The following is a 23,306-nucleotide window of genomic DNA, read 5'->3' as shown; positions in this document are numbered from 1 at the left end:
AGGGGCTGCGGGCACGGCTGGGCGGGCTGCCCGGCAGGGCGCGGCAGCGGGCGCTGACCGAGCTCGTACGGGACGAGGCGGCGCGCGTGCTCGGACTCGAGGAGTCCGTGCGCATCGAGGCCGATCGCGCCTTCACCCACCTCGGGCTCACCTCGCTCACCGCCGTTGCCCTGCGCGACCGGCTGGCCGTGCGGACCGGCCTGAGGCTGCCTGTGACCATCGCCTTCGACTGTCCGACGGCCGCCGCGCTGGCCGTCGCCCTGGACCACGAACTGTTCGATCACAGGCCGGACGACGTCACCGGGCCGCGCCCCCCGCGCGCGGACGACGGCCACGACCCCGTCGTCATCGTCGGCATGAGCTGCCGCTACCCCGGAGGTGTCGCCTCCCCTGAGGACCTGTGGCGGCTCGTCGCCGAAGGCCGCGACGCGATCGGCGCGTTCCCCACCGACCGCGGCTGGGACCTGGAGCGGCTGCTGTCCGGCGACGGCAAGGGGCCCGGCACCTCGGCCACCGGCTCCGGCGGATTCCTCGACGCGCCGGGCGACTTCGACGCCGCGTTCTTCGGTATCAGCCCGCGCGAGGCCCTCGCCATGGACCCGCAGCAACGACTGCTGCTGGAGGTCGGCTGGGAGGCGGTCGAACGCGCCGGCATCGACCCGGCCACCCTGCGGCAGACGGACACCGGCGTCTACGTCGGGCTGATGTTCCATGATTACGCCAAGAACCCCGGCCCCTCCCCGAGGACCTGGAACGGCTCCTCGGCACCGGCACCGCGGGCAGCGTCGCCTCCGGGCGCCTCGCCTACACGCTGGGCCTCAACGGCCCGGCCCTCACGGTCGACACCGCCTGTTCCTCCTCGCTCGTCGCCCTGCACCTGGCTTCGCAGGCACTGCGCCGAGGCGAGTGCTCGCTCGCCCTGGCCGGCGGCGTTGCGGTGATGGCGACCCCGAGCACCTTCGTGGAGTTCAGCCGCCAGCACGGCCTCGCACCGGACGGCCGGTGCAAGGCCTTCGGCGCGGACGCCGACGGCACCGGCTGGTCCGAGGGTGTCGGCATCGTCGTCCTGGAACGGCTCTCCGACGCGCGTCGCAACGGCCACCCCGTACTCGCCGTGATCCGCGGCAGCGCGGTCAACCAGGACGGCGCCAGCAACGGCCTCACCGCGCCGAGCGGACCGGCCCAGCAGCAGGTCATCCGCCAGGCCCTGGCCGACGCGGGCCTGACCCCCGCTGACGTGGACGCCGTCGAGGCGCACGGCACGGGGACCGTACTCGGGGACCCGATCGAGGCCAACGCGCTCCTCGCGACGTACGGCCGGCGCCGGGATCCCGAACGCCCGCTGCTCGTCGGCTCGTTCAAGTCCAACATCGGCCACGCCCAGTCCGCGGCGGGCGTCGGCGCTGTCATCAAGATGGTGCAGGCGATCCGGCACGGCGAACTGCCCCGCACCCTGCACGCCGACCGGCCGACCCCGGCCGTGGACTGGGCCTCGGGCGCGGTTTGCCTGCTCCAAGAGCACACCGTCTGGCCTGAGACCGCGGACCGCCGCCGCGCCGCCGTGTCCTCCTTCGGGGTCAGCGGTACGAACGCCCACCTCATCCTGGAACAGGCCCCCGACCCCCTGCCCGCCGCCTCGCCGACCGGACTCCCCGACACCGTGCCGGTCCTGCTGTCGGCCCGCACCGGACCGGCACTGCGCCGCCAGGCCGAACGCCTGCTGGACGCGGTCCGCGCCGACCCCGGCCTCCGCGTCCCCGACCTCGCGGCCGCCCTGGCCACCACCCGTACTGCCTTTCCGCGGCGCACCGCGTTCGTCGTCGAGGGGGCGGCGGAACTGGAGCGCCGGCTGAAGGCCGTCGCCGCCGGCGAGGACACCGGCTTCGCGCCGGACGGGACTCGCGCAGAGGCGACGCTGGCCATCGGATTCACCGGTCAGGGCAGCCAACGCCCGGGAATGGGCATGGAGTTGTACGCCGCCTATCCGGTCTTCGCCACAGCGCTCGACGCGGCCTGTGCCGCCCTCGATCCGCACCTCGAGCGGCCGTTGCGTGACGTCATGTGTGCTCCCGAGGGCACGTCGCAGGCCGAGCTCCTCGACCGTACCGACTTCACGCAGGCCGCGTTGTTCGCCCTGGAGAGCGCGCTCTTCCGGCTCGTCGAGTCCTGGGGAATCGTCCCCGACCTCGTCATGGGGCATTCGATCGGGGCGCTGAGCGCCGCACACGCGGCCGGGGTGCTGTCCCTCCAGGACGCGGCCTCGCTCGTCGCGGCCCGCGGCCGGCTGATGGCCGCGCTGCCGCCCGGCGGCGCCATGGCGGCGATCGAGGCGACCGAGGACGAGATCCGTACCGCGCTCGCGACCATCACCGCTGCCGGAGCCGTAACCGTCGCCGCGGTGAACGGCCCGCGCTCGGTCGTGGTGTCCGGTGACGAGGACGCGGTACGAGCCGTCGCCGAGGATTTCCGGGTGCGCCGGCGCCGGGTGACCGGGCTCCGGGTCAGCCACGCCTTCCACTCGCCGCTCATGGACCCCATGCTGGAGGAGTTCAGAGCGGTGGCGCGGAAGGCGGCCTACCGGCCGCCCCTCGTCCCGATGATCTCCGACCTGACCGGTCGGCTCGCCGAGCCGGCCCAGCTCTGCTCGCCCGACTACTGGGTGCGCCACGTCCGAGAGGCCGTCCGCTTCGCGGACGCAGTGACCGCCCTGCCGGGCCAGGGCATCACCTGCCTCCTCGAACTCGGGCCCGACCGCCAGCTCACCACGATGGCCGGCGACTGCGTGCCCGGTGGCGAACTCGCCCTGTGCGGAGGACTGCGCCGCGGACGGTCCGAGGTGCGTTCCCTGCTCGACGCGGTGTCCCGGGCCCATGCGCACGGCGTTCGCGTCGACTGGCCGGAGTTCTTCGCGGGACGCCCCGCGCACCCGGTCGACCTGCCCGTCTACCCCTTCGAGCACCGGCGGTACTGGCTCGCGTCCGTGCCGGAGGGAGTCGGTCTCCCGGCCCAACCGCAGGCGCAGGCACCAGCACCTCCGTCCCCGCCGGACGAGCCCTCGGCCGTGGAACGGCTTCGGGCCGACCTGTCGCGTCTCTCCGACGACCTGCGGGAACGGGCACTGACCGACCTCGTCCGAGGCGAGGTCGCCGAGGTCGCCGGCTTCGACGGACCGCACGAGGTCGAGGCCCATCGCAGCATGACCGACCTCGGACTCGACTCCGTCTCCGCCGTGGAGCTGAGCGAGCGCCTCGGAGCACGGATCGGACTTGAACTGCCTGCGTCCCTGGCCTTCGACCACCCGACGTCGACGGCCATCGCACGCCACATGCTCACCGCGCTCCCGGCCGCGGGCCTCACCCGGGAAGGCGGGGAGGCCCGGGCACCGGAGGGCACGGTCTTCGGCGAACTCGCCCGGCTCGAAGCATCCGTCGAACGGGACCGCCCCGACGCCGCGGCCCGCGACCGGCTCGTCGAGCGACTGCGTGCCCTGACCGCGCGGCTCGCCGACGGCTCGCCGGAGTACTCGGGGTACTCCGAGAACGCGGAGGAGACCTCGTTCGACGACCGGATCGACGAGGCCACGACGGTCGACCAGCTCTTGGACCTCATCGACAACGAACTGAAGGGATCCTGACGTGACGGGTACCGAGGAGAAGCTGGTCGACTACCTCAAGAAGGTCACCGCCGAGTTGCGCGAGACCCGACGGCAGCTGCACAGCGCCACGTCGGCGAGCCGCGAGCCGATCGCCATCGTGGGCATGGCATGCCGCTATCCCGGCGGAGTGCGTTCCCCCGAGGACCTCTGGCGACTCGTCCTGGAGGAGCGGGACGCCATCTCCGGGTTCCCGACGAACCGGGGTTGGGACATCGAGGGCATCTACCATCCCGACCCCGACCGCCCAGGGACCTGCAACGCCCGTGAGGGAGGCTTCCTGCACGACGCCGCCCTGTTCGACGCGGACTTCTTCGGCATCTCGCCCCGAGAGGCGCAGGCGATGGACCCGCAGCAGCGGCTGCTCCTGGAGACCGCCTGGGAGGCGTTCGAGCGTGCCGGGATCGACCCGACCTCGCTGCGCGGCAGCGACACGGGCGTGTTCGCCGGTGTCGTCCATCATGACTACGCGACCGCGCAGGTGCCGGACACGCTGGAGCCCTACCTCGTCACCGGCCTCTCCGGCGGCGTGGCCTCGGGCCGCATCGCGTACACCTTCGGCTTCGAGGGGCCGGCGGTGACGGTGGACACGGCGTGCTCGTCGTCGCTGGTCGCCCTGCACCAGGCGGCGCACGCGCTGCGCTCCGGGGAGTGCGGGCTCGCGCTGGCCGGCGGAGTCACGATCATGGCGACACCGCGCGCCTTCCTGTCGTTCAGCCGGCAGCGGGGTCTGTCGCCCGACGGGCGGTGCCGGGCGTTCGGTGCCGGGGCCGACGGAACGGGCTGGGCGGAGGGCGTGGGAATGCTGCTCGTCGAGCGGCTGTCGGACGCCCGGCGGAACGGCCACCCGGTGCTCGCGGTCCTCCGCGGGTCGGCGGTGAACCAGGACGGCGCCTCCAACGGACTCTCTGCTCCCAACGGTCCCTCCCAGCAGCGGGTGATCCGCAAGGCCCTGGCGCACGGGGGCCTCGCGGCGCGGGACATCGACGTGGTCGAGGGACACGGCACCGGGACGAAGCTCGGGGACCCGATCGAGGCCCAGGCGCTCCTCGCCACGTACGGCCAGGAACGCGACGCCGACCGGCCCCTCTACCTGGGGTCGATGAAGTCGAACGTGGGCCACACGCAGGCCGCGGCCGGGGTCGGCGGAGTGATCAAGATGATCGAGGCGATGCGGCACGGCATCCTGCCCAAGACCTTGCACGCGGACGAGGCGACGCCGCACGTCGACTGGTCGGCGGGTGCGGTGGAGCTGCTGACGAGCCGGCGCGCGTGGCCCGAGACGGGCCGGCCCCGCCGGGCGGCGGTGTCCTCGTTCGGGATCAGCGGTACGAACGCCCATGTGATCCTGGAAGCCCCGCCCGAGGCTCCCGAGCCGGACACCGCCGCCGGCCCCACCGCCGCCGGCACGGTCGGCGACGGCTCACGGGACGCCGTACCGTCCCTGGTGCCCTGGCCGCTGTCCGGGCGGGACGCCGGAGCGCTGCGGGACCAGATCACACGGCTGCGTGAGTCCGTCGAGGAGACGTCGGCCGACCCCGTGGACGTGAGCCACACGCTCGCGCGGCGCGCGGCATTCCGGCACCGGGCGGTACTCCTCCGGGGCGGCGCCACCATCCGGGAGATCCGCGGTGTCGCACGGCCGGGCGGCACCGCGCTGCTGTTCTCCGGTCAGGGCAGTCAACGCCTCGGCATGGGACGGGAGCTGTACGAGACCCACCCGGTCTTCGCGGAGTCGTTCGACGCGGTTGCGGAGCACACCGGGCTGCCCTTGAAGGAGGTGGTCTTCGGCGCCGCACAGGACGGCCTGCTCGACCAGACGCGCTACGCGCAGGTGGCCCTGTTCGCGGTGGAGGTGTCCCTGTACCGGCTGATACGCAGCCTGGGCGTCGACGTTCACGCCGTCGTGGGCCACTCGGTGGGCGAGGTGGCCGCGGCCCATGTGGCCGGCGTGATGTCCCTGGAGGACGCCTGCCGACTGGTGGAGGCGCGGGGCCGTCTGATGCAGGCGCTGCCTGCGGGCGGCGCCATGGCGGCGGTGGAGGTCTCCGAGGCCGAGGCGTCGGCGGCGCTGGCCGGTCTGGAGGACAGGGTTGCGCTGGCCGCGGTCAACGGCCCCGTCTCCGTCGTGCTGTCCGGCGAGGAGGCCGAGGTCCGTAAGCTCGTGGACGCGTGGCGCGAACAAGGAGTGCGCACCCACCAGCTGACGGTCAGCCACGCCTTCCACTCGCCGCTGATGGATCCGATGCTGGCGGAGTTCCGTGAGGTCGTGGCAGGGCTGGAGCTGCACGAACCCGTGCTGGCCGGTCTGCCCGCCGAGGTCGTGGACCCCGAGTACTGGGTACGGCACGTGCGCCGCCCGGTACGCTTCGCTGACGCCGTGGCACGGGTCTGCGAGGCCGGTGCCGTCCGCTGGCTGGAGGTCGGACCGGGCGGCGTCCTGACCGCCCTGGCGCAGAAGATCGTGCCCGACGCGCAGGATCAGGTTTTCGCGGCGGCACTGCGCGCGGACCGCCCGGAGACCGAATCGCTCGTCACGGCCCTGGCCCAGGTGCACGTCGACGGGGGCACGGTCGACTGGAGCCGGCTGATCGATGGGCGCGGCACGCTGGTGGACCTTCCCACGTACCCCTTCCAGTACCGGCCCTACTGGATCGAGGACCAGCCGTTCCCCACCACGACGCCCGCCTCGCCGTTCGCGAACCTGTCCTCGGGTCATCGGGTCGACGAGGCGGCCGGAAACGGAGCGGGCACACCGGACGGAGGCAAAGCGGGCGGTCTCCTCGCCGGTCTGACCGGGGCCGAGCGGCTGTCCGCCGTGACGGAGCTCGTACGGGCAGAGGCCTCCGAGACCCTCTGCCACACCGGCACGACGATCACGGCGGACCGTACCCGCCAGGAACTGGGCTTCGACTCGCTGACCGCGATCGAGCTGCGGAACCGGCTGAGCCGCGCGCTGGGTCTGCCACTGCCCACCACGCTCGTCTTCGAGCACGACGACCTGGCCTCCATCGCGGCCTTCATCGACGCCCGCCTGGAGGACGTCTCCTCCGGACGGTGCGTGGACGACGGCAGGTTCGGCGCGGACGGCTCCGGGCTGCTCACGGAGCTGTTCCGGGAGGCGGCCGCGGCCGGGCGCATCGAGGACGCCATACCTCTGACCGAAGCCGCCGCACGGATGCGGAAGACCTTCACCGACCCCGCGGATCCCGCCGTCCGGCGCGTCCCGGTCTGGCTCGGTCGTGGGGCGGCCCTCCCGACGGTCGTGTGTCTGCCCTCCTTCAGCGCGATCGCCGGCGTGCACGTGTACGCCCGCTTCGCGGACGGGTTCAGCGACGCGTGGAAGGTGGCGGCGCTGGCCCATCCGGGGTTCTTCCCGGGCGAACCGCTCCCGGATTCGGTCGAGGTCCTCGCGGAGCTCCACGCCCGGACGATCCTCGAGATGACGGAGGGATCCCCCCTGCTGCTGGTCGGCCGCTCCGCGGGCGGCTGGGTGGCCCACGAGGTGGCGGCCGCCCTGGAGCGGATGGACAAGGCTCCCACCGGGGTCGCCCTCCTCGACACCCCGGCGAGCGGGGACGATCCGCGGGGACACGGCGTCATGGTCGGCGGCATGCTGGAGCGCGACAGCCGGCTCGTCACGGTCGACGACTACCGGCTGACCGCGATGGGCGCCTACGCGCGTCTCTTCAGTGACTGGAAGCCAGAACCGAACGCGGCCCCCACCCTGCTGGTGCACGCCGCCACGCCCTACGGGGCCGACGAAACGAGGATCGCCTCCTGGCATCTTCCCCATGACATAGCCGAGGTGACGGGAGATCACTTCACCATGCTGGAGGAACACTCCACGACCACGGCAGAGGCGGTGGAGAGGTGGACGCGGTCATTGCTGTGACACGGCGACGGCCGCCGCGAAACCGGGTGCGGCCCCTACGTCGGTCAGGGACCAGCCCGGCACCGCGGCCGGTTCCGGCCCCATTCCCACGTAGGTTCGCCCGAGTCCGCCGGCCAGCCCCTCTCCCGTGCCCTTCAGATACGCCTCCTTGCGTGCCCAGCAGCGGGTGAACGCCGCCGACCGGGTCTCCGGGGGCAGCAGGGCGAACTCGCCCCGTTCGAGCGGGTGCAGGTCCTCCGCCACGCTGTCCGACACCTCGGCCTGCGGGTACGCCTCGATGTCCACACCCACGGGCGTCGAGGCGAATCCGAAGAACACCAGGTCCCGGCTGTGCGAGAGCGAGAAGTGAACCCCCCCGCCTCGCACGGCCGGCCGGCCGTGCGGTCCTCCACAGCACGGACATGCCTCCCGGACGAACGCCACCTCGTGCGCCCGGATCCCCAAGTACCGTCCGAGCAGACGCCGCAACCCGCCGTGCGCGGCGAGATACCGCGTCCGGTCGTCCTCCCGTACCAGCGCCTTCCACCGCCGCCGTTCCTCGGCGTCGAGGAGGCGGTGGGCGTCGTCGTCCTGCGCCGCCCGCATCAGCCACAGCGCCACCGTTCCGTCGGCGAGCGGCGGCACGGCCGACTCCGGTACGGCGCCGCTCCGTAACACCCGCAAGGGCGTGATCTTCATGGCCATGCCCGCCAGTCTGCACCGATGAGCCGAATCACTCGAAGAATGAGGAATGAGGAATGCTCGACGCCTTGCAGTGCGTCCGCTACGAGAAGCGCGATCGCGTCGCTTACATCACCCTGGACCGTCCACAGGTGCTGAACGCCATGAATCTGCGGATGCATGCCGAACTGGCGGACGTCTGGGACGATTTCGAGGCGGACGCCGATATCTGGGTGGGCGTCCTCACCGGAGCCGGTGAGCGGTCCTTCTCCGTGGGCCAGGACCTCAAGGAACTGGTCCACCGGGTCGACGAGGGCACCGCCACCTCCACCTTCGGCAGCAGGGACAAGCCGGGCTGGCCCCGGTTGACCGAGCGGTTCTCGATGTTCAAGCCGCTGATCGCCCGGGTGAACGGCTACGCCCTGGGCGGTGGCTTCGAGCTGGCCCTGGCCTGCGACATCGTGATCGCCGCGGAACACGCCGAGTTCGCGCTGACCGAGGCGAAGCTCGGCCTCATCGCCGGTGCCGGAGGGGTGTTCCGACTGACCCGGCAGGCGCCCTTCCGTGCGGCGATGGGACATCTGCTGACGGGCCGCCGCATGACCGCGGCCCGGGCGTACGAGCTGGGTCTGGTCAACGAGGTGGTGCCGGCCGACGAGCTGGACGCCTGTGTGTCCGGCTGGCTGGACGACCTGCTGAGCTGTGCACCCCTGTCCCTGCGCGCCGCCAAAGAGGCCGCGGCCGTCTCCGCCACCATGCCGCTGGAACGGGCGTTCGCCACCCGGTACGCGTGGGAGGAACGGCGCATGCACAGCAGGGACGCCCTGGAAGGCCCGCGCGCCTTCGTCGAGAAGCGGCCACCGAAATGGACCGGAACCTGAGGAACCATCACGAACCAGGCCCCTCTACCCCACCGACGAAAGGTCCCCCATGCCGCTCGAATCTCCACCGGGCTCCCGACGATCCGCCCCGCCACGGCTGAGCGTTCAGGAATTCATCGACTCGGCCCCGATGGGACCGCGGCAGCGGCTCATCGCCCTGCTCGGCCTCGCGGTGATGGTCTCCGAAGGGCTCGACATCACCATCGCGAGCTTCGTCTACCCGAACGTCATGCGCGACTGGGGCACATCGATGAGCGCGGTGACCACCACCGTGACCGCCGGCGTGCTGAGCATGGCGGTCGGCGGTGCGGTGGCAGGACCGCTGGCCGACCGGTATGGGCGCAAAGGCGTGACCGTCGCGGGAATCCTCGTCTTCGGGGTGGCCACGGCGGTGACGGGGCTCGCCGCGGACATCGAGGTCTTCGCGACCCTGCGCGTCGTGGCGTGCGCGGGACTCGGTGCGGTTGCGCCGGTCGTCATGGCGATCGTCGCCGACTCCACGCCGGCTCGCCGCCGTGCGCCGGTGGTGGCCCTCGCCTTCTCGGGCATCGCGGCGGGGACGGTCGCGGGCGGATTCCTCGCGTCGGCCGTCATCCCGGGCTTCGGCTGGCCGGCGCTGCTCGCGCTGTGCGGTCTCGCCCCTCTTCCGCTCGTCCCCCTCATCGCGGCCTACGTCCCGGAATCCGTGAGCGCCCTTCTCACACGCGGACGGCCGGCCGAGCAGATCCACGAGAGCCTTGCCCTGCTGGCGCCCGGCCGGGACACCTCCCACGTCGACCTGACCGGTGGCCGGGACGACGAGCGGCAACCGACGCGGAAGCTCAGCGCGATCGTGCTCTCCCGCTCCTTCGCGCCGACGACGCTCCTGATCTGGCTCTGCTACTTCGTCCTGCTGGGCGTGGTCTATCTCCTCCTCAACTATCTGCCGCTCATGGTCGCGCGTGCCGGACTGACAGCGGCCCGCACCGGAGTCGTCGTCGGGCTGTTCGGCGGCGGGACCCTGTGCGGACAGCTCCTGGCGTCGTTCGGCCTCAGGAGGTACGACCGCTTCCGCTTCCTCGCCCTGGCGTCGGCGCTCAGTGGCCTCGCCGTCTGTGTCACCGCGGCCGCGGGCACGGGTTACGCCGGTCTTTCGGCCCTCGTCTCCGCACTCGGAGTGTGCCTGGGCGGTTCCATGGGCTCGCTCCAGGCGGTCGGGGCACTGGCCTACCCATCGACGCTGCGGGCCACGGGCATGGGATGGATGAGCGGAATCGGCCGCATCGGCACCCTCACCAGCGGCCTGCTCGGCGGAGTCATGATCGGTGCCGGATGGGGGATCCCACGGATCCTCTTCGTCCTGTGCGTGCCGCTGGCTCTCACCAGTGCGGCAGCGCTGCTCCTGCGGAAGGCCGTCCCACCGCCCGTCCCGCCGGCGCCGGACGCGTGATCTCCGCGACACCGCGTCCACGTGGGGCGGCGGGGCGGGTCGTCCCCCGGACGAGGCGGCTGCGTGATGTCGCCGGCCTGTCCCGCTAGCAATAAGACCGCGTCCTACGTGGTGAGGCGGACGAGTCGCTTGTAGCAGCACAGGGCAGCGGCCAGGCCGAGAAAGGCCAGGTAGTTACGGGGATGGCGTTCGTAGCGTGGGCTGAGTCGGCGGTAGCCGAACAGCCACGACATCGTGCGCTCGATCACCCATCTTCGACGGCCCAACCGTTCGCTGGACTCGATCCCTTTGCGGGCGATCCAGACTCCAATGTGCCTGCCGCGTAACCACTTCCGCAGGTCCGGGCGGTCGTATGCCTTATCCGCGTGGAGGCGCTGGGGCTTGAAGTACCGGCCGCGGTGGGGGTCGTGTCTCGTTCGGTGACCCTCGACCATGGGCTTCAGCACTTCGCTGTCGTGGGTGTTGCCGGCTGAGACGCCGACGACCCCGGCTTTCCCCGGTCCACGGGGCTCGGACCTGTGCGTTCGCCCCCTTTTTCGCCCTGACGCGGGCGGTGCCGAGGACCACGCGCGAGACGTCGATGAGGCCGGCGTCGTCGAGACGGTGCAGGACCGCTTCGTGCAGACGGCGCCAGACGCCGGCTCTGGACCAGATGAGGAATCGGCGATGGGCAGTGGACTTCGCATCCGGCACGATCCAGCTCCACGTCCCCCGCCCCATAACTCCATATCCGAGTAGCTGTGACGGGGTTTGGGGAGCCTGCTCCTTGAGGTGTTGATCGGCTTGCTGTAGGGCAACATCCACGCGAAAGGCGGAGGTGCCATGAGCGAGTCCAGTTGCGAGCATGACAACACCGAAAAGATCATCGAGCTTCGCATGAAGGAATACGAATCCCTTCGGTCCGAGGTGGTGCAGAGGATCGGAGCAAGGCAACAGTTAGCTGGGTATGCGGGCGCGGCCACTGCTATTGCGGCAACCCTAGGCAGTAATCTGGGATACTGGCGAATTGTGATTGTGCTGCCCGTAGTTCTTGTTGCTTATTGGTACCTACGGGACAGTAACGACGGCATCCAGAGACTAGGAAAACACCTGCGACTTATTGAAGAAGATGTCAATTCACTTGCGCGCAGCGCATACGGGCGCGAGGTCCTCTTTTGGGAGTCCAGCAGGCAGGGCGTTAGGAACGGAGAAAAGAAGATCTGGAAGGTGGTTGGGCGCATCGGCGGATGGCACCGCGACGATCCGAGCGTGAGCGTTCCAGGGCCACGAGGTGGTTCCGAGCGCCAGCCCGACAGTCAATCCACCTCTTGAGGTCAGGGGTTCGAACAACGATTATCCGTCCTATTGGTTGCGTGATGCTTCGACATCGCACCTATCATGTTGCTCCATGAGTCAACTATTGACCCTGGAGACCCCGGACAATGCGCGTCCGGTTCGTCTGCGCACGGAGCGAGGTATCTTCGCAGCGCTCGAAGTCGCACCTGACGAACACGCCCCCCCTGCCGGGACGACAGCCCTGCTCGTTCCTGGCTTCATGGGCAGCAAGGAGGACTTCCTCCCCTTGCTGTCTCACTTGAGCGAAGGGGGCGTGCGCGTCCTGGCCGTCGACAACCGTGGTCAGTACGAAACTGGTTCAGCTTCGCCGAAACCCGCGTACTCCCGTGATGACCTCGCGAGTGATCTTGTGGCCATCGCCAAACAAGTCAACGCTGGACCCGTGCATCTCGTGGGTCACTCGTATGGTGGGCTCCTCGCTCGTGCGGCAGTACTCGCTACCCAGGGGGATCCCACTCTCTGGGCGTCCGTCACGTTCATGAATTTCGGTCCAGCCAGCGTCTCGACCTGGCAGCAGGAGCGTCTTCAAACGCTGCTTTCCGTCGTTGACTCGATGCCGCTTGCCGATATGTGGCCCTTCGTGAGAAATGAAGAAGCGTACACGCCTCCAGACGTGGAATCCTTCATGGAGCAGCGATGGTTGAGTAACAGTCCACAGCAATTGGCAGCTGCGGCAAAGCAGATGCTGAATGAGACGGACGAGACGTCACGACTGGCGCGTCTTTCGATTCCAAAGTCTGTGATTTCAGGAACCCCTGATGAAACCTGGGCACCTGAGGGAGTCGAGCAGATGGCCAGGGAGCTCGGAGCCCGGTTTATCCGGATCGAGGGCGGTGGACATTCGCCTAACGTTCACAGACCTACTGAGACAGCATCAGCACTACTCGATTTTTGGCTCTCCTGCCGGGAGGAAGCCGCTGCTTGACCGGCGCCCCCAGGAGGTACGGAGGACGCGCCCCGTTGGCGTCGTCTGGCCCGGCGCTGACGGGTGTGCGGGGCGGCAACGTAGCGGTCGGCGTAGCGATTTTGGGCTGGAGCTGCTTTGGCGCGAGTGATCATGGCCCCGTAAGCTTGCGGCGCGGCGGGCAGTCTGTGGACCTGCCCGGTAAAGCACGACGCTGGGGCCATGATCTTCGAGGCTCGCGCCAAAGTGGCTGGCGAGGCCCTGCACGGCAACGGCTTGCGTGGTCCAGAAGTCTCCGCCTGTGGACAGGGAAGAAGCGAGGCTGCCGCACTCGGCCGCCGGGTCGGACTCCCCGCTGCCATGCACCTCGGCACGGGCAGCGTGCTCGTACGGACAGATCGTGCAGACACCACCGCCGTCACCTGCTGCCGCCGGCGCTGCGCTGCTCGTGGCTGAAGGCGTTGAGGAGGCCAAGCGGACGTCAGGCGCTGCAGAAGGCTTGTGAGAAGACGTGCAGGCGGCGAGAGGCAGACAGGAGAGCAGAGCGAGAGCCGAGACGGTGCGGCGCACGATTCCCCTGATTAGTGGCAGGAGTTGGTGGGGATACTGTGACAGCCGTGCGGGACGTGTGTGCCATTGTTGCCGGAACGTGAGGAAGCCCGGGCCCTACCGGTGGAAAGGGCAAGCCCGAGCGCTTCGACAGCCTGGGACGACTGAACGAAGCACTGCAGGGTCTCGAACGCGCAGCCAGTCGCGCTCACACCTAGACTCAATTCGGCACGGACAGCCAGGCACTACGCCGGGACCCTGTAGCCCGAGGCGGACGCCGAAGAGATCCATGGTTGGCAAGTAAAAGCTAGCTCGCCGCCCGTCTCGTGCCTCAAAATTCTCAACGTGGCAGACGCGGGACCTACCGAAGCAGAGATACCGGACGGGCTGCTGGGCTGGTGCCTGGTGGCCAACGTGGCGCGAGAAACCGCACGCGGCGAGAGCGGCCTCGACATCCAGCACGGCACGAAGCACTTCCGCGCAGGCGCCCTGCTGTGGATACCGCCCGTCCGCTGGGACCCGGGCCACGGTCGCTGGCACGCGGTGGGCCGGCACCGAGGCAACGGCCGCCGGTACGTCAACATGGTCGTACGCGCGGACGACCTGGAGCACTTCCGGGTCAAGGGCGTCTACAGCGAGGCTCTGGTCCGCAGCCTCAACGGTTACGACCACGACCCGGCCGCCCCGCGGACCCTGCAGAACCCGTGGACCCGCGAGCGGGCCCAGGACTGGGCGGACGCCCGGAACCACTTCCGGGAGCCTGTCTTCATCGAAGGCCACCCCTACGCCCACCCGCGGATCTCCGTGTACAATCCTCCGCCGGCAGAGATCCAGATCGACGGTGAAACCCTGCACCTCGCCCACTACGGCACCAAGGGAGCCCACTACAGCCGCATGCCCCCTCCCGTGGAATGGACCCCCGAGCCCTGACAGGGTCCTTCGAAGGTACGAGCGGGGAAGCGACGCCGCTGGGGGGATCAAGTGACGTTCCCTGGTGGCCTCGTCTCACTTGCTGCTGGCATGTCGGCAACGTCAACGCGGGAGCACAGGGGGATCTTGTGGAACTGCACTTACAGAAGCTCACCGAGCCTGTCCCGTCAGACAGGGCGCCGGAGGCTCAGGCGCGTTCGATGCTGCCGCCTCTGACGCCGGCCGACGACCTGGCCGTCAACCCTCCCGGGCAGTCCTTGCGTGATCTGCTCGCCGAATCCGGCCCAGACTTCCCGGTACCGGTGGAACCAGTGCTCGTCTTCGTCGGGGTCACCGAGCTGAAGGTGGTCGCTACACAGCTCAGTGTTCGGGTCTACCAGGAGCGCCAAGTAGCGGCACTCGCTCCGCTGTCAGGCGTGCTCACGGCCGACCAGGTGAAGCAGGTGTACACCGTCGCTCGCCATCGTCAGGCTTGGGCCCAGGCCTGAGCTGGTGGCCTCAGAGAGGTGCCGACAGTCCTCATGGGCGCTCGTTGACGTCTCCCGCGGCGTGACGATCCGTATGGGAGGACGCGCCCGGCGTTGGTTGGGCTTCGCCTTTCCCCCGGACCTCCCCTGCGACGATGCTCCAAGATCCCGTCCATGCCTTGTCCACAGACCCCGACATATGGCCGCTTCGGCCCGCATACGCCTGCACATACACGAAGACCCCGGCCTCAGCGTTTCCGCTGGTGACGGGGTCTTTGGACACCTCATACAGGGTGCCCCCGGCAGGATTCGAACCTGCGCACACGGCTCCGGAGGCCGTTGCTCTATCCCCTGAGCTACGGGGGCGTGTCGGCGTCGGAGCTCTTCGCTCGCGGCGACGGGTAGAACACTAGCAGGTCCGGAGGGGTGATCAGGAACCCGATTCCCTGGGCGGGCAACCGGGCCGGTCCCCCCGCCGGGCGGAGCGGAGCCGTTGTGCGGGCAAGGCGTGGGGGAGCGGTTCCCCTGTACGGGGTGGAAGTGGGGAAAACCCGGACGCGGTGGCCGGTCCGGACCTACTCTCGACTTGTGCCAGGCGCCTCAGGTCGGGTGCTTGTTGTGGACGACAACAAGGTCATCCGGCAGCTGATCAGGGTCAATCTTGAGCTGGAAGGGCTCGAGGTCGTGACCGCGGCCGACGGTGCCGAGTGTCTGGACGTGGTGCACCAGGTGCGGCCCGACGTCGTCACGCTCGACGTCGTCATGCCCCGGCTGGATGGCCTGCGCACCGCCGCGCGCCTTCGCGCCGATCCCCGTACCCACCATCTGCCCCTCGCCATCATCAGCGCGTGTACGCAGTACGAGGTCGACACCGGCCTCGACGTCGGCGTCGACGCCTTCCTCGCCAAGCCCTTCGAACCCGCCGAACTCGTCCGGCTCGTCAAACAGCTCATCGAGCGCGGGAGCGGTGAAGACGGCGGAAGCAGCGAGGACGGGGGAGAAGGGCATCGAGGCGGAGGCGGGGGTGGGAGCGGCGGGGGCGGGGATGGAGATGGGGGCGGCGACAGCGACGAGGGTCCGGGCGGGGGCGTCGGTGGGGTTTCCGGCGGAGTCTCCGATGGCGTACCTGGGCGGATTTCGTCCGGCGGTTAGGGCCGCTCGTCGGATCCGGTGGTCGGGTCCTGTGGTCAGGGCCGGTCGTCAGGCTCTGTGGTCCGGGCCGGTCGTCAGGCTCTGTGGTCCGGGCCTGTGGTCAGGCTCTGTGGTCCGGGCCTGTGGTCAGGGCCCGTGGTCAGGGCCCGTTGTGCTGTCTGTTAGCCCCACCCCCGTCCCATACTGAGAACCACTTCGTCTACCCACCCCCACCCTCCCCTACGCTTGTCTCGTGACCCCCGTCGAGCTGTCCCGCACCGTGTTGTACGCGGTGCGTTGTGCTGTGGCTGACGGGGAGCTGAGTGTGACCGTGCCCGAGCGGGTCGTGGTGACCGAGCCGGGGCCCGGGGGGTGCGGGGACTTCGCCACCAATGTCGCCCTGCAGCTCGCCCGGCCGGCCGGGCAACCGCCGCGGCGGGTCGCCGAGATTCTGCGGGACCGGCTCCTTGGCGCCGACGGTATCCGCGACGTCGTCATCACCGGGCCCGGCTTTCTCAACATCAGCCTCGACGCGCCGGCCGACCCCGTCACCGGGCTCGTCCGGGAGATCCGGGACCGCGGTGCCGATTACGGGCACGGTGACGCCCTCGCCGGGCAGGTCGTCGCGCTGCGTGTGCCGTACGAGGTCCGGGCCGAGGTGGTTGCCGACGCCGTCGTACGGATCGTCGCCACGCAGGGCGGGCGAGGGACCGTCGAGCACGGTGAGCCTGTCAATCTGCGGCCCGTGCCCGCGTCCGAGGACCCCGCGCCGCTCGGACCTGACGCCGCCCAGTGGGCCCTGCTCCACCCCGCCCCGCACGACCGGCCCCGGATCACCGCCGATCACCTGGTCCAGCGGGAGAGCAATCCGCTGTTCCGGGTGCGGTACGCCCACGCCCGCATCCGGTCCCTCAGCCGCAACGCCGCCCGCCTGGGCTTCACCGCCGAGCCCGGCCCGGTCGACATCGACAGAGGCAACGGCGCCATCGATGCCGACGCCCCCATCAACCCCATCAACCCCATCAATACGGGCACCAACACCGACACCAACACCGACACCAACACCGACACCAACACCGACACCAACGTCGGCACCGACGTCGGCTCCAACACCGGCACCGGCAACGCCCCCACCCCCTCCTCACCCCCCTGGCCGACCACCCCCGCATCCTCGCCGCGGCCGCCACCCACCGTGCCCCGGACCGGCTTGCCCGGCATCTCGTCACCGTCGCCGATGCCGTGTTGCCCTTGCTGCCCTGTGTGCTGCCGTGCGGCGAGGAGAAACCCTCGGCCGCCCACCGCGCCCGGCTCGCCCTCGCCGAAGCCGCCGGGACGGTGCTGGCCGGTGGCCTGTCCCTGCTCGGCATCGACGCACCCGAACACCTCTGAGGGCCCTCGCGAGAGACGTCCCGGAGAGAGACAGAGAGTCTGAGAGACACCGTCATGAGCCGTTCCGCCCACCCCGCCGGGCCCCGTCACGCCGACGTCCTGACCGAGGGGCACTACGCCGCGCCGCCCGCCGACCTCAACGTCCTCGACCAGAAGGTCTGGGCCCAGACCGTCGCCCGTAACGCCGACGGTGTCGTCACCGTCGGCGGGATCACCGCCACCCAGCTCGCCGAGGAATACGGCACCCCTGCCTACATCCTCGACGAGACCGACTTCCGGGCCCGGGCGCGCGCCTGGCGCACCGCCTTCGGGGCCGGCGCCGATGTCTTCTACGCCGGGAAGGCGTTCCTGTCCCGGGCCGTCGTGCGCTGGCTGCATGAAGAGGGGCTCAACCTCGATGTGTGCTCCGGTGGGGAACTGGCCACCGCCCTCTCCGCCGGGATGCCCGCCGAGCGCATCGCCTTCCACGGCAACAACAAGTCCGCAGAAGAGATCCAGCGTGCCATCGAGGCCGGCGTCGGGCGGATCGTGCTCGACTCCTTCCAGGAGATCGTGCGGGTCGCCCACATCGCGCAGTCTCTCGGCAAGCGGCAGAAGGTCCAGATTCGGATCACCGTCGGCGTGGAGGCTCACACGCATGAGTTCATCGCCACCGCTCATGAAGACCAGAAGTTCGGGATTCCGCTCGCCGGGGGGCAGGCGGCGGAAGCTGTGCGGCGGGCACTGCAGCTCGACGGGCTCGAGCTGATCGGGATCCACTCCCACATCGGGTCGCAGATCTTCGACATGTCCGGCTTCGAGGTCGCCGCGCACCGCGTCGTCGGGCTGCTCAAGGCCATCCGGGACGAGCACGGGGTCGAGCTGCCGGAGATCGATCTGGGCGGTGGCCTCGGTATCGCCTACACCAGCGACGACGACCCGCGCGAGCCGCACGAGATCGCCAAGTCGCTCACCGAGATCGTCACGCGTGAGTGCGAGTCCGCCAGGCTGCGCACCCCTCGCATCTCCGTCGAGCCCGGGCGCGCCATCGTCGGGCCGACCGCCTTCACGCTCTACGAGGTCGGCACCGTCAAGCCGCTGGAGGGGCTGCGGACGTATGTCTCCGTCGACGGCGGTATGTCCGACAATATTCGGACGGCGCTGTACGACGCCGAGTACAGCGTCGCCCTTGTCTCCCGCACCAGCGACGCGGAGCCGATGCTCGCGCGTGTCGTCGGCAAGCACTGCGAGAGCGGGGACATTGTCGTGAAGGACGCGTTCCTGCCCGCCGATCTGGCGCCGGGTGATCTCATCGCCGTACCGGCCACGGGCGCGTACTGCCGGTCGATGGCCAGCAACTACAACCATGTGCTGCGGCCGCCGGTCGTCGCCGTGAAGGACGGCGAGGCCCGGGTGATCGTCCGGCGCGAGACGGAGGAGGACCTCCTGCGGCTCGACGTCGGGTGACCCTCACCCGCAGAAGCACCGGGGGTGGAAGATCTGCGGTCTTCCACCCCCGTACAAATGAAATAGATGTCTCACGATCCGGACGAAGGGTAGAAACTCCCGTCCGGTGAGTGAGACTGGTCCAACCGTAGACGGTATGAGGAAACGAGGTCGGATGATGCGTACGCGTCCGCTGAAGGTGGCGCTGCTGGGCTGTGGAGTGGTCGGCTCAGAGGTGGCGCGCATCATGACGACGCACGCCGACGACCTCGCCCAGAGGATCGGCGCCCCGGTGGAGCTCGCGGGCGTCGCCGTACGACGGCCCGCCAAGGTCCGCGAGGGCATCCCGCAGGAACTCGTCACCACCGACGCCACCGCCCTCGTCAAACGCGGGGACATCGACGTCGTGGTCGAGGTGATCGGGGGGATCGAGCCCGCCCGGACGCTCATCACCACCGCTTTCGAGCACGGTGCCTCCGTCGTCTCCGCCAACAAGGCGCTGCTCGCCCAGGACGGGGCCGCCCTGCACGCCGTGGCGGAGCAGAACGACAAGGACCTCTACTACGAGGCCGCCGTCGCCGGTGCCATCCCGCTGATCCGCCCGCTGCGCGAGTCCCTCGCCGGCGACAAGGTCAACCGGGTGCTGGGGATCGTCAACGGCACCACCAACTTCATCCTCGACAAGATGGACTCCACGGGCGCCGGGTATCAGGAGGCCCTCGACGAGGCCACCGCCCTCGGGTACGCCGAGGCCGACCCGACGGCAGACGTCGAGGGCTTCGACGCCGCCGCCAAGGCCGCCATCCTCGCCGGGATCGCCTTCCATACGCGGGTGCGCCTCGACGACGTCTACCGCGAGGGCATGACCGAGGTCACCGCCGCCGACTTCCGCTCGGCGAAGGAGATGGGCTGCACCATCAAGCTGCTCGCCATCTGTGAGCGCTCGAAAGACGGGACGTCCGTCACCGCGCGCGTGCACCCCGCCATGATTCCGCTGACCCACCCGCTCGCCTCCGTGCGCGGCGCGTACAACGCCGTCTTCGTGGAGTCCGACGCGGCGGGGCAGCTCATGTTCTACGGCCCCGGCGCGGGCGGTGCTCCCACCGCCTCCGCCGTGCTCGGCGACCTCGTCGCCGTCTGCCGTAACCGGCTCAACGGCGCAACGGGGCCCGGTGAGTCGTCGTATGCCGCCCTGACCGTCTCGTCCATGGGCGAGGTCGTCACGCGCTACCACATCAGCCTCGACGTCGCGGACAAACCGGGTGTTCTCGCCCAGGTCGCGACCGTGTTCGCCGAGCACGGGGTGTCGATCGATACGGTGCGCCAGCAGGGCAAGGACGGTGAGGCCTCCCTCGTCGTCGTCACCCACCGCGCGTCCGACGCCTCCCTGTCCGGGACCGTCGAGGCGCTGCGCAAGCTCGACACCGTGCGGGGTGTCGCCAGCATCATGCGGGTTGAAGGAGAGTAACGAGCAATGACCCACCAGTGGCGCGGAATCATCGAGGAGTACCGGGACCGGCTGCCGGTATCCGACACCACGCCGGTCGTGACGCTCCGCGAGGGCGGTACGCCCCTCGTGCCCGCGCAGGTGCTCTCCGAGCGCACGGGCTGTGAGGTCCACCTGAAGGTGGAGGGGGCCAACCCCACCGGATCCTTCAAGGACCGGGGCATGACCATGGCCATCTCCAAGGCCAAGGAGGAGGGGGCCAAGGCCGTCATCTGCGCCTCCACCGGCAACACGTCGGCGAGCGCCGCCGCCTACGCCGTGCGCGCGGGGATGGTTTCGGCCGTTCTCGTGCCGCAGGGCAAGATCGCGCTCGGCAAGATGGGCCAGGCCCTCGTGCACGGCGCGAAGATCCTCCAGGTCGACGGCAACTTCGACGACTGCCTCACGCTCGCGCGGGCGCTGAGCGAGAACTACCCGGTGGCGCTGGTCAATTCGGTCAATCCGGTGCGTATCGAGGGCCAGAAGACAGCCGCCTTCGAGATCGTGGACATGCTCGGTGACGCACCCGACATCCACGTCCTGCCGGTGGGCAACGCGGGCAACATCACCGCCTACTGGAAGGGCTACAAGGAGTACGCCGCCGACGGGATCGCCACGAAGTCCCCGCGCATGTGGGGCTTCCAGGCCTCCGGCAGTGCGCCGATCGTGCGCGGCGAGGTCGTCAAGGACCCGTCGACCATCGCCACCGCCATCCGCATCGGCAACCCGGCCTCCTGGCAGTACGCCCTCGCCGCGCGCGACGAGTCGGGCGGTGCCATCGACGAGGTGACGGACCGTGAAATCCTGCGCGCCTACCGCCTGTTGGCCGCGCGGGAGGGCGTCTTCGTGGAGCCCGCCTCCGCCGCCTCCGTGGCCGGTCTGCTGAAGGCCGCCGAGCAGGGCAGGGTCGACCCGGGACAGCGCATCGTGTGCACCGTCACCGGAAACGGCCTGAAGGACCCCGACTGGGCCGTCGCCGGCGCCCCGCAGCCGGTCACCGTCCCGGTCGACGCGGTCGCCGCGGCCGAGCGCCTCGGCCTGGCCTGAGCGGATACACCTCGCGAGGGGTGCACAGGGGGCTTACGACACGCATCGTGCGCCTCCTGTGCGCCCTATGTCGCCACAGAACCTTCCTTCGATAGGCTGTATTCAACCCGCCCCTTGCATATGCCTGGGCACAGGGGTGACGTCGCGCCGTCTGCGCGGCCTTACGGGTCTCCACGTACGTATCGAATGTCATCGAGTGTCTTCGACAGTCACGCAGCTCAAGGAGAGTCAACGAGCGATGGCCGGTCCAGCGTTCCGCGCCGCCGCCGTCCGGGTGCGCGTTCCCGCCACCAGCGCCAATCTCGGCCCGGGCTTCGACGCCCTCGGCCTCGCGCTGGGGCTCTACGACGACGTGGTCGTCCGGGTGGCCGACTCCGGGCTGCACATCGACATCGCGGGGGAGGGCAGCGAGACCCTCCCGCGTGACGAGTCTCACCTCCTCGTCCGCTCCCTGCGCACCGCCTTCGATCTGCTGGGCGGACAGCCCCGCGGCCTGGAAATCGTCTGCGCCAACCGCATTCCGCATGGCCGGGGCCTCGGTTCCTCCTCCGCCGCCATCTGCGCCGGCATCGTCGCCGCCCGTGCCGTGACCATAGGCGGCGAGGCCCGCCTGGACGACGCGGCACTGCTGGAACTGGCCACGGAGATCGAGGGCCACCCGGACAACGTGGCCGCGTGCCTGCTCGGCGGTTTCACCCTGTCCTGGATGGAGTCCGGCGCCGCCCGGGCGATCAGGATGGAGCCCGGTGATTCCATCGTTCCGGTGGTTTTCGTGCCCGGAAAGCCGGTGCTGACCGAAACCGCGCGCGGCCTGCTGCCGCGCACCGTGCCGCACGTCGACGCGGCCGTCAACGCGGGCCGTGCCGCCCTGCTCGTCGAGGCCCTCACCCGGCGCCCCGAGCTGCTGCTGCCCGCCACCGAGGACCGCCTCCACCAGGAGTACCGCGCCCCGGCCATGCCGGAGAGCGCCGCGCTGGTGGAGCGGCTGCGCGCCGACGGCATCCCGGCCGTCATCTCGGGCGCAGGACCCACCGTCATGGCGCTGGCCGACGCCGACAGCGCCGACAAGGTCGCCCACCTCGCAGGTGCGGGCTGGGCGGCGAACCGGCTGGACCTCGATGTCCAGGGAGCGAGCGTGCTGCCGCTTGCGACCTGACACACGGTTGCCGGATTTCGAGAGGGGGAATGTTTGTTGGATCCGGTAGTGTTAACCTCAAGTCTGCACCCGACCCCACCATGGCGAGGTGCCTCGTGTCCCAGTCCGGGACAGACATTCTTCCGGGAGCCTCCCACGCCACTCCGTGTTCCGTGCGCCGTACATGGGCAGTACGTCGTATGCGGGCACTGAGCGGGCCGCCGGGCACGCTCCGGAATAGGTGCTACCACGCCAAGTGACACTGGGTGTCACGGCTCGCGGAAGCGCCATCACCGCACATTTCCTCCGCCGCTTTGGCGGACCACCGCCCCGGCACGGTTCACGGAAGACAGAACCGTAGCCGGACAGCACAACCGGTCGCCGAGCCAGACAGGCCGACGTCCGCTCCAGGGAAGGACCCTTCGTGAGCGACACCACCGATCTGATGGGCGCACGTGTCGAGGAGACCGCTGCCGCGCCCGCCACGGACGCCTCCGCGCCTGCCACCGGTGCCGGCTCCCGGCGGCGCCGCGGTACCGGCCTTGAGGGCATGGTGCTGGCCGAGCTGCAGCAGGTCGCCTCGGGCCTCGGCATCAGGGGCACCGCGCGGATGCGCAAGAGCCAGCTGATCGAGGTCATCAAGGAGGCGCAGGCCGCCGGGGGTGCCGCCCCCAAGGCCGAGACCGCCACCGAGACCAAGCCCAAGCGCCGCGCCACCTCCAAGGCCCGTACGGGTGAGGCCGCCGTCGACGGCGAGAAGAAGGCCGAGGCCCCCGCCGAGAAGGCCGTGGCCCAGCAGCAGATCGAGATCCCCGGCCAGCCCGCTGGGGGCACCGCCCAGGTCGAGCGGAGCCGAGACACCGGGGGAGACGAGGCGCCGACCGAGCGCCGTCGCCGCCGCGCCACCGCCGAGGCCGGCAGCCCCGCCGCGAGCAGCGTCGAGACCGTCGCCGCCGAGGCCAAGGCCGAGACGCCGGCTCAGCAGCTCCAG

At 70.1% G+C, this 23,306-nt stretch carries 14 protein-coding genes, 1 tRNA gene and 3 pseudogenes; 15 read left to right on the top strand and 3 right to left on the bottom strand.

Annotation, left to right across the window (positions count from 1 at the left end; all coding sequences use genetic code 11):
- Positions 1-3,634: pseudogene (locus M878_RS000000101815) on the top strand (type I polyketide synthase); the annotation flags it as partial.
- Position 3,635: 1 nt separating this feature from the next.
- Complete coding sequence (locus M878_RS62745; protein WP_023546758.1) at positions 3,636-7,547, top strand: type I polyketide synthase; 3,912 nt, start codon at positions 3,636-3,638, stop codon at positions 7,545-7,547.
- Here the strand turns inward: M878_RS62745 and M878_RS62740 are convergent.
- Positions 7,536-8,231, bottom strand: coding sequence for a 4'-phosphopantetheinyl transferase family protein (locus M878_RS62740; RefSeq protein WP_023546757.1), 696 nt, complete (start codon positions 8,229-8,231; stop codon positions 7,536-7,538). The two genes, M878_RS62745 and M878_RS62740, sit on opposite strands and share 12 nt — an antisense overlap.
- 53 nt (positions 8,232-8,284) lie before the next feature.
- Here M878_RS62740 and dpgD point away from each other — a divergent pair, with 53 nt between their 5' ends.
- Positions 8,285-9,088 carry an enoyl-CoA-hydratase DpgD gene (gene dpgD, locus M878_RS62735; protein ID WP_023546756.1) on the top strand — a complete coding sequence of 268 codons (804 nt, stop codon included), beginning with the start codon at positions 8,285-8,287 and terminating at the stop codon, positions 9,086-9,088.
- 130 nt (positions 9,089-9,218) lie between these two features.
- Entirely contained in the window at positions 9,219-10,517 is a 1,299-nt protein-coding gene (locus tag M878_RS62730) for an MFS transporter (RefSeq protein WP_023546755.1), read from the top strand.
- Between the two features lie 104 nt (positions 10,518-10,621).
- On the opposite strand, the pseudogene M878_RS96310 reads toward M878_RS62730, so the two are convergent.
- Positions 10,622-11,237 (bottom strand): annotated as a pseudogene (locus M878_RS96310) (transposase).
- Between the two features lie 102 nt (positions 11,238-11,339).
- On the opposite strand from M878_RS96310, the gene M878_RS97475 reads away from it, so the two are divergent.
- The 4 genes from M878_RS97475 (at position 11,340) to M878_RS47760 (ending at position 14,723) form a co-directional block, all read left to right on the top strand.
- Complete coding sequence (locus tag M878_RS97475) at positions 11,340-11,828, top strand: hypothetical protein (RefSeq protein ID WP_158692687.1); 489 nt, start codon at positions 11,340-11,342, stop codon at positions 11,826-11,828.
- A gap of 76 nt (positions 11,829-11,904) precedes the next feature.
- Positions 11,905-12,777, top strand: coding sequence for an alpha/beta fold hydrolase (locus M878_RS94180; protein ID WP_078630272.1), 873 nt, complete (start codon positions 11,905-11,907; stop codon positions 12,775-12,777).
- An 873-nt stretch (positions 12,778-13,650) separates the two neighbouring features.
- Complete coding sequence (locus M878_RS62725; protein WP_031224831.1) at positions 13,651-14,235, top strand: hypothetical protein; 585 nt, start codon at positions 13,651-13,653, stop codon at positions 14,233-14,235.
- Between the two features lie 200 nt (positions 14,236-14,435).
- Complete coding sequence (locus tag M878_RS47760) at positions 14,436-14,723, top strand: hypothetical protein (RefSeq protein ID WP_023546752.1); 288 nt, start codon at positions 14,436-14,438, stop codon at positions 14,721-14,723.
- A gap of 273 nt (positions 14,724-14,996) precedes the next feature.
- On the opposite strand, the gene M878_RS62720 is transcribed toward M878_RS47760, so the two are convergent.
- A tRNA-Arg gene (locus M878_RS62720) sits at positions 14,997-15,068 on the bottom strand.
- A gap of 174 nt (positions 15,069-15,242) precedes the next feature.
- Between M878_RS62720 and M878_RS94175 the strand changes: the two genes are divergently transcribed.
- The 7 genes and pseudogenes from M878_RS94175 to M878_RS47750 all read left to right on the top strand — a co-directional run.
- Entirely contained in the window at positions 15,243-15,854 is a 612-nt protein-coding gene (locus M878_RS94175) for a response regulator (RefSeq protein WP_425347931.1), read from the top strand.
- Positions 15,855-16,086: 232 nt separating this feature from the next.
- A pseudogene (gene nrtL, locus M878_RS96305) lies at positions 16,087-17,222 on the top strand (ArgS-related anticodon-binding protein NrtL).
- A gap of 54 nt (positions 17,223-17,276) precedes the next feature.
- A complete protein-coding gene (gene lysA, locus M878_RS62710) occupies positions 17,277-18,668 on the top strand; it encodes a diaminopimelate decarboxylase (RefSeq protein WP_023546749.1) in 1,392 nt (463 codons plus the stop codon).
- Between the two features lie 154 nt (positions 18,669-18,822).
- Positions 18,823-20,115, top strand: coding sequence for a homoserine dehydrogenase (locus M878_RS96300; protein ID WP_023546748.1), 1,293 nt, complete (start codon positions 18,823-18,825; stop codon positions 20,113-20,115).
- A 6-nt stretch (positions 20,116-20,121) separates the two neighbouring features.
- On the top strand, positions 20,122-21,180 hold the full coding sequence (gene thrC, locus M878_RS96295; protein WP_023546747.1) for a threonine synthase: 1,059 nt from the start codon (positions 20,122-20,124) through the stop codon (positions 21,178-21,180).
- Positions 21,181-21,418: 238 nt separating this feature from the next.
- On the top strand, positions 21,419-22,336 hold the full coding sequence (thrB, locus tag M878_RS62695; protein ID WP_023546746.1) for a homoserine kinase: 918 nt from the start codon (positions 21,419-21,421) through the stop codon (positions 22,334-22,336).
- A 403-nt stretch (positions 22,337-22,739) separates the two neighbouring features.
- Positions 22,740-23,306, top strand: a 567-nt coding sequence (locus M878_RS47750; RefSeq protein ID WP_031224827.1) for a Rho termination factor N-terminal domain-containing protein, incomplete at its 3' end; no start/stop codon positions are given.

This window comes from Streptomyces roseochromogenus subsp. oscitans DS 12.976 (assembly GCF_000497445.1).
Taxonomy (GTDB): Bacteria; Actinomycetota; Actinomycetes; order Streptomycetales; family Streptomycetaceae; genus Streptomyces; species Streptomyces oscitans.
Note: the sequence above shows the minus strand (reverse complement) of the source record. Positions and strands in the feature narration are given on the sequence as shown.

What these genes read in the sequence shown, in the direction of transcription:
- M878_RS62740 (WP_023546757.1), bottom strand. Translation starts at nt 8,231, where the DNA reads ATGGCCATGAAGATCACGCCCTTGCGGGTGTTACGGAGCGGCGCCGTA.
- M878_RS96300 (WP_023546748.1), top strand. Translation starts at nt 18,823, where the DNA reads ATGATGCGTACGCGTCCGCTGAAGGTGGCGCTGCTGGGCTGTGGAGTG.
- M878_RS62730 (WP_023546755.1), top strand. Translation starts at nt 9,219, where the DNA reads ATGGGACCGCGGCAGCGGCTCATCGCCCTGCTCGGCCTCGCGGTGATG.
- lysA (WP_023546749.1), top strand. Translation starts at nt 17,277, where the DNA reads ATGAGCCGTTCCGCCCACCCCGCCGGGCCCCGTCACGCCGACGTCCTG.
- dpgD (WP_023546756.1), top strand. Translation starts at nt 8,285, where the DNA reads ATGCTCGACGCCTTGCAGTGCGTCCGCTACGAGAAGCGCGATCGCGTC.
- M878_RS94180 (WP_078630272.1), top strand. Translation starts at nt 11,905, where the DNA reads ATGAGTCAACTATTGACCCTGGAGACCCCGGACAATGCGCGTCCGGTT.
- M878_RS47760 (WP_023546752.1), top strand. Translation starts at nt 14,436, where the DNA reads ATGCTGCCGCCTCTGACGCCGGCCGACGACCTGGCCGTCAACCCTCCC.
- M878_RS97475 (WP_158692687.1), top strand. Translation starts at nt 11,340, where the DNA reads ATGAGCGAGTCCAGTTGCGAGCATGACAACACCGAAAAGATCATCGAG.
- thrC (WP_023546747.1), top strand. Translation starts at nt 20,122, where the DNA reads ATGACCCACCAGTGGCGCGGAATCATCGAGGAGTACCGGGACCGGCTG.
- thrB (WP_023546746.1), top strand. Translation starts at nt 21,419, where the DNA reads ATGGCCGGTCCAGCGTTCCGCGCCGCCGCCGTCCGGGTGCGCGTTCCC.